Source organism: Hymenobacter ruricola, from assembly GCF_015694525.1.
In the GTDB taxonomy this organism is placed as follows: Bacteria; Bacteroidota; Bacteroidia; order Cytophagales; family Hymenobacteraceae; genus Hymenobacter; species Hymenobacter ruricola.
On sequence record NZ_JADQDM010000019.1, the window covers coordinates 93995 to 103573 of the forward strand.

At 61.7% G+C, this 9579-nt stretch carries 5 protein-coding genes; 1 reads left to right on the forward strand and 4 read right to left on the reverse strand.

What is annotated here, in order from left to right:
* Positions 1-214: 214 nt before the first annotated feature.
* Positions 215-1237: a LacI family DNA-binding transcriptional regulator gene (locus tag I2H31_RS22405; protein WP_196295290.1), complete on the forward strand. Its 1023-nt coding sequence runs from the start codon at positions 215-217 to the stop codon at positions 1235-1237.
* A 75-nt stretch (positions 1238-1312) separates the two neighbouring features.
* Here I2H31_RS22405 and I2H31_RS22410 read toward each other — a convergent pair whose 3' ends face one another.
* From I2H31_RS22410 to I2H31_RS22425, 4 genes are all read right to left on the reverse strand, one after another.
* On the reverse strand, positions 1313-2776 hold the full coding sequence (locus I2H31_RS22410) for a TRAFs-binding domain-containing protein (protein WP_196295291.1): 1464 nt from the start codon (positions 2774-2776) through the stop codon (positions 1313-1315).
* A gap of 48 nt (positions 2777-2824) precedes the next feature.
* A complete protein-coding gene (locus I2H31_RS22415) occupies positions 2825-3964 on the reverse strand; it encodes a patatin-like phospholipase family protein (RefSeq protein ID WP_196295292.1) in 1140 nt (379 codons plus the stop codon).
* A 139-nt stretch (positions 3965-4103) separates the two neighbouring features.
* A complete protein-coding gene (locus I2H31_RS22420; RefSeq protein WP_196295293.1) occupies positions 4104-8795 on the reverse strand; it encodes an nSTAND1 domain-containing NTPase in 4692 nt (1563 codons plus the stop codon).
* A gap of 1 nt (position 8796) precedes the next feature.
* On the reverse strand, positions 8797-9579 hold a 783-nt coding region (locus I2H31_RS22425), incomplete at its 5' end, for a type 1 periplasmic-binding domain-containing protein (protein WP_196295294.1).

The window sequence follows — 9579 nt, forward strand, 5'->3', positions numbered from 1 at the left end:
TGCAAAAGGCGCGGTTTTCTTGTTTACAACACATTGATTTAAAGACAACTGAATAAAATATACAGAATGAACCAACGATGAGATAATTGAGCAATGGGCTGGGAAATAGAAGAAAGATTTTTGTGTGAGTTGCCTGCCACATCAATGGCCTTGGGCAAACTGCGCCGGGCGGTTTCGGCGCCTGATTTTCTTCTTCCTTTTCCCACCCAGCCTCATGAGTTTTGTCAACCTAAAGCAGCTGGCCGGCGAGCTTGGCCTGGCCTCGTCCACGGTGTCGCGGGCCATGCGCGACAGCTACGAAATCAGCACCGCCACCCGCGAACGGGTGAAATCGGTGGCCCGGCAACTCAACTACCAGCCCAACCCCTACGCCAGCTGCCTGCGCAACAACGTGACCAAAACCATTGGCGTGATTCTGCCGCAGCTCGACAACCACTTCTTTTCCCTGGCCATCAACGGCATCGAGGAAGTGGCGCAGCAGAATGGCTACCACGTCCTCATCTACCTCACCCACGACAGCGGCGAGCAGGAAAAAGCCGTGTCCAAATACCTCACCAGCGGCCGCGTCGATGGCATCTTGCTGGCCCTGGCCAGCGGCACGCGCGGCATCGGCCACCTCGAAAAGCTCAAGCTGCTGGGCGTGCCCATCGTGCAGTTCGACCGCGTGAACGAGACGCTACGCACGGCCACCGTCACCACCGACGACTACGCCAGCGGCTACCAAGCCACCGAGCACCTGCTGCGGGCCGGCTGCCGCAAAGTGGCCCACCTGCTGGTGTCGGAAAGCCTGTCCATCAGCAGCCGGCGCCTGCAGGGCTACCGCGCCGCTCTGGCCGCGCACCACGTGCCGTTCGATGCCGACCTGGTGCTGACCGGCACGGCCTCCAACGACGAAAACCTGCGCCGCATCGCGCGCCTGCTCACGCAGCGGCCCGACATTGACGGCATCTTCGCCTCCGTCGAGCGCCTGGCCCTGAGCAGCTACCAGGCCTGCCAGCAGCTGGGCATCGCCATTCCGGACGCCATCAAAATCATCGGCTTTTCCAACATGGAAACCGCGACGCTGCTGGCCCCCGCCCTCACCACCATCACCCAGCCGGCCTACGCCATTGGCAAAGAGGCGGCCCGCATCCTGTTCCAGGCCATCACCAAGCACAAACCCGTACTGCCGGCCCAAAGCCTGGAATTGAAGTCGGAGCTGATTGCGCGGGCCTCCACGGCCTGCGCCGCCCGCTAGCCGCCGAGACGCCCAAAACCTAAAAAGCCGCCTGAACGCTTGTCCAGGCGGCTTTTTAGGTTTTGGGCTGAGGATTTATGCCGGCTGCCCGGTAGCCGGCGCGGCAATGAACCGCAAGGGGTTGGTGGCCAGCACGGCCCGCAGCTTGGCCAGCTGCTCTTCGGTGGAGGTCTTCATCCAGCCGTCCGGGGCCAGGCCGTAGGCTTCCTGCAAGATGGCATTGGCCTGTTCTTCCTGGCCCAGGCCCGCGTAGGCCTCGCCCCGGGTGGCCAGCACCCAGTAGCGCTTGGCCGCGCCTTTGTACTGGTCGTCCGCTGGTTGTCCGGCTTCGTCAGGAGTGTCGGCCGGATGCCTCGTCAGCCACTGCTCGCAGATGGCGATGACTTCCTTGCGCACGCGCTGGGCCAGCACGTAGTCGGCAATGGCCTCGGCGGGACTGGCGGCTTCGGCGGCGCGGGCGTTCAGCAGAAAAGCGAAGTTGATGCCGTTGTAGTAGTCGTTGCGCAGGTAATAGCCGCGCTCGTACGCCCGAATGGCCTCGTCCAGAAACTGGGGCGCCGCAGCCCCGCCTGTGGCTTTGGCCAGCTCCCACAGCCGCTTGTGGACGCTGCCCCACATGCCCAGGGTTTCGGTGTTGTGGGTGGTGGCGGGGTCCAGGGGCTTCAGCACGTCGCGGGCGGCCAGCAGGGCGGCTTCTTCGGTGGGCAGCTTGCTTTTGTAGGTGGCCAGCGCCAGGCGCTGCAACAGGTAGGGGTCTTCGGGCGCGTCCGGGGCCAGCACTTCGGCATCGGCTTGCTTCATCTTTTGCCGCCCCTGGGCCTGCATGCTGCGAATGACTTCGAGCAGGGTTTTTACTTGCAGCCAGTTGCCCTGCTTTTGGGCATCGTCTACCTGGGCCATCAGCATGCTGTGGGTGGCGGCGGTGGCGTCGGGGGCGGCGGTGGCGGGCAGGGCGTCTTCGGCCACGGGGGTGGCGCTCTGCACGGCGGCCTGCAGCTCCTTGAGGGCGGGCGGCGTCAGGCCTTGCAGAAACGTGTAGACGGGGCTGTCCTGGTCGGTCGGGGTTTTGGCCAGAATCTGCTGAATGGCATCGGTCAGCAGCTTTTGGAAGCGCCGGGCTTCGCTGCTGCCAATGTCTTCGCCCAGGTGGTGGTACTGGCGCACGGCCACGTGGTTCACGTCGAAGGGAAAGGTTTTGATGCCGTCTTCGGCCACGATGATGGTGGTGGACGGACGCAGAGCGTGGCGCACGCCCAGCTCGTAGAAGGCATTTTTGTTGGACGTGGACAGGTCGGCCACCACCACGTCGGCGTTCAGCAGCCACTGGTACATGGGCACGTCAATCATGCCCGAATGCACGATTTCATCGGCGCGGATGCAGCGCAGGCCGGCGGCTTCCACGGCCGGCTTTATCATGTTTTGGTACGACATGTCCAAGTCCAGGGTGCGCCCGGTTTCGAAGTCGATTTTTTTGCCGAAGCCCATCACCACGAAGCACGTGCGTTGGGTGGGGGTGGTAGCGGTAGGGGTTGGTTCCATATTGTTGCAGGCAGAAACGGTTATGATGAATGGAAATAAACCGGGGCGTTACGCCGGCAGAAACGCTTTGAAGTGAGTTAAATCGACTTCCTTGGCCACGGCCCGGCCCACCTCCTGCAGTTGGGCGATGTACTCGACGGAATCCATCTGTTGCACGTTTTCGGGCTTGATGTGAGGCAAGAGCAGCTTGTTGAGGCCGGCGCGCGAGAGGTCGGCGTTGTAGCGCAGGTAGGTGAAGTGCTTGCCGGGCAGCGAGCCCGGCCCGATGTCGCCCTTCAGGTCCATCACCTCGCTGTCGAGCTCGCCGCCGTGCAGGCAGCGGCCAAACACGCGGCAGAGCATGTCCTGCTCGTTGGAAGCGGCGTACATCAGGGCCGAGGGGATGGAACTGGCGTTGTAGAGCAGGTTCATCTCGTTGGGGCTCAGCTCGGCGTTGGCGTTGGCCGCGGCCCCCGTGCCGATGGACACCAGCAGCATCTGGTCTTCGCCGGTGGGCCACTCCAGCTTGTAGGGCTTGAGCGTGGCCATGAGGAAAAGCTGAAACGCGGGGTTGTTGTACATCGTCACGCCCCCGTCCACAAACACAAACTCCTCCTCGCCCACCGTCACCACTTCGGGCGGAAAGTAGGTGGGCGCGGCCGTGCTGGCCCGCACCAGCTGCCAGAGCGGCACGTGCAGGTTGCAGTTGGTTTGGGTGATGTCGTTGTACTTCGCCGCCGGGTTGTTGCTCAGCGGCCAGGCCGAGTCGGTGGTGGCGTTGCGCAGAATCAGCAGCAGGTAGGTGCGCAGGGCCTGGCTGCCCAGCTTGGCCTCGTCTTCGCCGCTGCGCTGCCGGATGACTTCCCTGAGCTTTTCGGCCAGCTGCTCGTCGTTGTACTTGGTGCGGAAGCGCTTCAGCAGGCTGGCCTTGTCGAACATGGCCGGGCCGCTGTCCAGGTAGAACTTGCGGATGTCGGCCACGCGCATGCCCAGGCTCAGGCAGGTGGCGATGATGGCCCCGGTGCTGGTACCGGCCACATAGTCGAAGTAATCGGCGAGCACAAATTCCGGCCCGGCCCCGAGGCGCTCCTGCAACTGGCGCTCCAGCTCGGCCAGTATTTCCAGGGTGATGGTGCCCCGGATGCCGCCGCCGTCGAGGGCCAGGAGCTTGCGGGGGCCGGGTTTCGCGTTTTTGTCTTGAATGGCCATGAAATTAATTAAGAATTAAAAAGTGAAACTATCTGAATATTATCACACTTTTTTAAGGCAAAGCAGTGCTTTAATTGAGGCTTCATTTAAATATGATGAACTGCAAGTGCATTAATCATAAAATATTAATTGCACTACCTCAATCGCCAAAGCTGAAATAATCAGCTGGCAAAGTCAGTCCTTCTTCGTCGTATTCGTACCAACCATTGCCCGGTGCTTTGGTCACTAAATGAGCATAACCGAGCAAGGCTTGATTAATAAACATAAACCGGGTAAACCCTAATGCAAAAGGCGAATTAGTTATTTCCTCGTTGGCTTTGTACACGTCATCAGCCAAGCCATCTGCCTTGAATGGAGCATTCAGGCCAATGGTTAAGGGCACCTTATTCAGCCGGTAAGTCAAAGAGTGGGCAACGAGTGGAATGGTATCCAGCTGGCTTTTATCGACGAACGGGCGCCAGAAACAGACTGCCAGAATGCTGGCCGAAGGAAAAATAACCCCGTCTTCCTCGGCTTCCGATGTCACTACCCCGGCATTTGTTTTTGAAAGATACTCAGCCAGAAAATTATCCAACACCGGATGCGCGTACTGACTATTGGTTAACATAGCCTGCTCACTTATCTTAATTTTATGCTCATAATTCATTTGCGGCAGCGTATAGGACGTGGTAGCTATAATGGAATCGGCCATGGCGAAAGCGGCGACAATATTTCCACCACGCGCAACTTCAAGCGCATATTCGTGCAAGGCGTTGTCCATTGCCACGCGGTAATGAGCGCCATAAAAGCCACCGGAACTGCTCTCAATTTTTAGCAACTGCCGATTCAGGTTCAGCAGCTTATTGGCAACGCTTTTTGCCGAGTCGCTGCCCCTTGATTCCCGCTTCTGCCGAATTGCTTCCTCTATTGTAAGCAGCAACAAATTGCGCTGCTCGCGAAAAGCATTTCCGCGTACGTGCGTTTTTGCAATGGCCCTTATCAAAACCAAATTCGGGTAAGGCATTCGGGCTTCCGCAAAGGCCGTGCTATCCAGCAGTTTCACCGCCTGCCAATCCGGGTTTTCCTGCTTTGCCTGGTATTCGAGCTCGTATTGAAAAAAAGCATCGAACGAACAGGTGTAGTGTGCTACAAGCGCCAGGTTTTCAAGCGCCCACACTTCGGGCCGAGACGATGACTGCAGGAAAGTAGTCGCGCTCTGCACGTCGTCACCTAGCTGGGTAGTGCCGACCTTGCTGCCAATCCTAGGCTCGGCTAATCTCTTTTTGGCTGCGTTGCGTGGCTGCGAAGCCTTCGTGTTTCCACTTAAGCGGCTAGCCTGATTGGCGGGTGCGCCACCGCGCAGGCGCTGCTGCAGGGCCTGCAGGGAGCGGGTGAACTGCGCAAAGTATTGCTCCGATTCGGCAGGAATCTGCTTGATTTCTTTCAGGTAGATGCCGTAGGTTTTTGCCCAAAAAGCATCCAGAAATAATTTATTGCAGTCGACGGTATATTGATTTGCAGTAGCAGCGGGCGTGGGCCGGCCGGGCTTTGTGCTCCCGGCAAACATCGTTTCCGCGTTGGCAATTGTGGCATTAGCCCCTTGCAAGGCCGCCCAGGCTTTATCGCGGGCCTGCTCCGTGAGGGAGAAACTGACGCGGTCTGCGTTCAGCCGCTCCAGGCTGACGCCCCCCATCCGCGCGGGCTGCCCTCCCCACGACAAGAAGATGCGAGAGTTCGGCGATATCTGGGAGGTCGCGTCCTGGCCTGCGTCAAATACGGCGGGCAATGGCTTTACGCTGAGCAAGCTGTACACGGCGGCGGCATACATCTCGTTGAAGGCGAGCCCGCTGGCTTGCGCACACTTCGCCAGCAGCCCATGCGTGGAGTTGGCGTCCAGCAGCTCATACTTTATTAGGTACGGGACCAGGGCCAGGCAGCTGTTGGTCTTTGCACTGTCGCGGAAAGTGTATTCGTCAGCGCTCGAAGGATAGGCTCTGTAAATTGCTGGCACGCCTTCTTGCGCGCGCAACGTGTCGAGGCACTGCAGCACTTTGGCTTGATTGCCGAGCGCCGCAAAGGCCATGGCCACGGTCAGGTAGCCGCCGCCGTAGGGAATAAATTTTGTGTGGTTTTCAGAAATCTGGGTATACAAACCAAGGTCCGACGGAAAGAACCGGTTGAATTGCCGGGCGCTGGTCGTGTCGAGGGGGCTCAACCCGTTCAGAAACTGAAGCTCAGTGGCACTGTCGTGGCCCTGGCCCAGCAGCACGCGCAGGCAGAAGCCGAACGCCACCGGGCTGGGCGCCGTGCCGGTCCTGGTTTCGATTTCCCACTTGGCGTAGCCGCGCATTTTCTGCAGCAGCGCCGCCCGGCTGCGCTCCAGCTTTTTCCGCACGGCCCGGTGCTCGGCCGAGTCCGGGCGAATGCTGACCTGGCATTGCGTGTCGCAGGCCAGGTAGTAGGACAGTGCCATGACGGTGCGCCCGGTCAGCACGGCCAGGCGCCGCTGCCGCTCGGTAGGTGCGGCGCTGGCGTTGCCGGGCGGCCGGGCAATGTCGCCGGCCTGGCCAAGCCGCAGCAGCAAGTCGTCCAGCACCGGCGAAATAAGGGGATTCTCCTTTTCCACCCGGTCATACTTCATGTTGTCGACCAAGGCGTACATGCTGAGTTCCGCATCCAAGGCCAGCGTGTCGTCCTTCAGCACGGAAAGCATGTTGGCAAAGGAGTAGTCGTCGGCCCTTCGCGTGCTGAACAGCGGGAGGTACACCTCGCTTCGGAGCCGGTCAGCATTCAGAATAAACCGGGCAATGTCTTTTGCTGGCAGCACCGCGGCCGAGCTTTGCAATGCCTTGGTTGCCTGGTCCACGAGCAGGGTGGCACTGGCGGAGTCTTTTCGGGTTTTGGCGCTTTCCAGCAGGCCGTTGCCTCGCTTCAGGAGGGAGTCGGCACGGTCTCTTTCCTCGGCCATGTGCCTCATCTGCTGGGCATAGTCTGAGAGCGTTGCCCGGCCACCCTCCACTAGCGCACCCGCCACGTAGTCGCTTTGCATTTTGCGTTGCTTCCACCACCAAATGCTGCCTCCCAGCAGCACAAGCGGCAGCAGAATGGCGGCGGTGAGCCGCCACACACCATAGCGGGCCGCCAGCAGCTGGGACCACAGGTGGCGGCGGCTGGTGGCCAGATAGCGCGTCAGCACGCCCACCGGCGCGCCCGCTGCCCCTTGCTTCAGCGAGGCATCCGGGTTGGCTTGCTGGTAATAAGCCAGCCACTTGTCGGCGCCTTTTTTGTTGGCGTGCCAGCCCGAAAAGAACGTATACAAGCCAATGGGCAACAGAAAGCCCGGGTTTTCACCGCTTTCCTGCCAGCGGCCGGCCTGCTTCGTAAAGTCGTTGGCAATCTGCACGTCCTTGGCCTCGCTGGCGGCCCATTCGGTTAGCTTGTTCCAGTTGCGAATCAGGCTTTCGTGGCTGATGTCGAGCACGGCGTCGGGCGGCAGCACGGCGCGGTCGTCCTCGCCTTCGCTCAGGAAGGGCGACAGAAACGTGGTGCCTTCCGCGCGGAACGGGCGCAGGATGCGGCACACCACCGGCCAGGGCAAGGACGCATCGTCCAGAATGGCCGTGATTTGGGCCCCCGTGACGCGGTTGCGCACCACGCGCTGGCCGTCGGTGCGGGTGAGCACCCGGAAGGTTTGCTCGATGACCCGCTCGGCTGTGCCCGGCGGCAAGGGCGGCTGAAAATCCTGATTATACCGCTCATTAGCTTCAAAGTACAGCTGGTTGGCGTGGGCGTCCAGCACGTTGCGCAGCCCGGGGTTGGCCAGCAGGAATTTCTGCTGATGGGCGGGCAGCGCAGCTTTCCAGGCCTCAAAGCGGGGGCGGTCGGCTTCGGGCAGCTCGTCGCTCAGGCCGCCCACCATGGCGTAGTGGCGCAGGTCCATTTCCTCACGGCCCTCGTCGGCGGCCAGCCAGATGCGGCGCAGCGCGTGCTGCAACACCGGCAACTGGTCCTGCCCCTGGCCAACATCATAAAGCAGCCGCTGCACCAGCCGCTCGCTGATGCGGTTGCCGCTCAGCTGCGCCGGGTCGCGGATAACCTGGGCAAACTCGTGGCGCAGCAGGCGGGGCACGAAGTACTGGCTGGCGCCGACCTGCTCAATCAGGCCGCGGAACTCGGCGCACTGGCCCACGAAGTCCGAGCGCATGGTGCACACCACGTAAATCGGCAGCTGCTGCTCGCGGGCCAGGCGGGCGGTTTCCAGCAGCAGGTTCACCGTGGTTTGGGCCGCCGCGTTCGGGGCGCCGCCCTCGTAGTTTTCCGGGTTGGTGAAGAACTCCTCGAACTGGTCCACCACCAGCAGCAGGTTCGCCGCCTGCCGCTGCTGCCGGCGCTGGTCCGCCGCGGGCAGGGCCGGGTCGGGCGCGGGCGGGTTCAGGGCCGACGTTTGGTAGAGCTGCACCAGCGACGAAAACCCCTGCCCCAGTTCCGTTTCCACGGACCGGCTGCTGGGCAGGCCCAGGGCTTCGGCCAAGGCGCGGGCCAAGTTGTGCAGGGGGCTGCGCTCGGGGCGGAAGGTGGCCACGGCCCAGGTGCCGTGGCGGGCGCGCACGAAGCCGGCGCGCACCTCGGGCAGCAGCCCGGCGAACACCAGCGACGACTTGCCGTCGCCCGAGGCCCCAGTTATCATCACGAACCGCTCGGCCGCCAGCAACGCCAGGCACTTGCCCACGTGCCCCTCCCGCCCCCGGAAATAGATGGCCTCCTCCTCCGTGAACGTGCGCAGCCCCGTGTACGGGCAGATTGGTTCGCCAAGCCCAAATAAAGACGATGCAGCGGCGTAGTTGACGTCCATGCTAAGCGTTCGTATTGAGTTGCTGGAACACGCGGCGGACTTCCTCGCTCACGCCCAGGTGGGGCTGAATGCGCGAAATAACCTTGGGGGCTTTGAAACCGTGCATTTTGTTTTGCACCGGGTCGTCCTCGCCCACGAACAGGATGGGGGTGGTGGAGCCGGCCCCGCCCACCAGGCGCCAGACCTGCTTGACGAAGGGCAGGGCCCAGTCGGCGCTGTGCTTGAAGTACACCACCGCCAGCCGGCTTTTCGGGATGGCACTCACCGCCAGGTCCTTGTAGGCGTCCTCGCTGTCGGGCTCGATGGTCAGGATTTCCAGCGGATATTCTTCGCTCAGCCGGTCGGTGATGGCGTTGGCCTCCTCGCTGTCCTGCGCGTTGTACACGAAGAAGATATCCGTCTCTTTGTCGACGCCCGCGGCCACGGTGGGCACCTGCCCGAGGGTGCTGCGCAGGTCCTCTACCAGCTGCATGGCGTTGGGCGCGTTGGTGAAAGTGCAGCGCTCGTTCAGCTCGTTGCGGATGGTGGCGACGAACGATTGTTGGGCCGGCTTCACGGCCAGCGCCTCATCGGGGCAGTACCACACAAACTGCCGGAACGCGGGCCGGGCCTCGGCCTGCCGCCGGGCCTCTCGGTAGGCAAACATGGGAAAGGAGCAGTCCTCGTCTTCCTCGAAGCGGCGGCCGAACTCGTTGCCCAGCAGGTGAATGGCGCAGTCGGCCTGGGCCAGCGCCTCGCCCGTGCGCGCCCGGTACTCGTCCTCGTCGAGCGGGCAGTCGAAGTT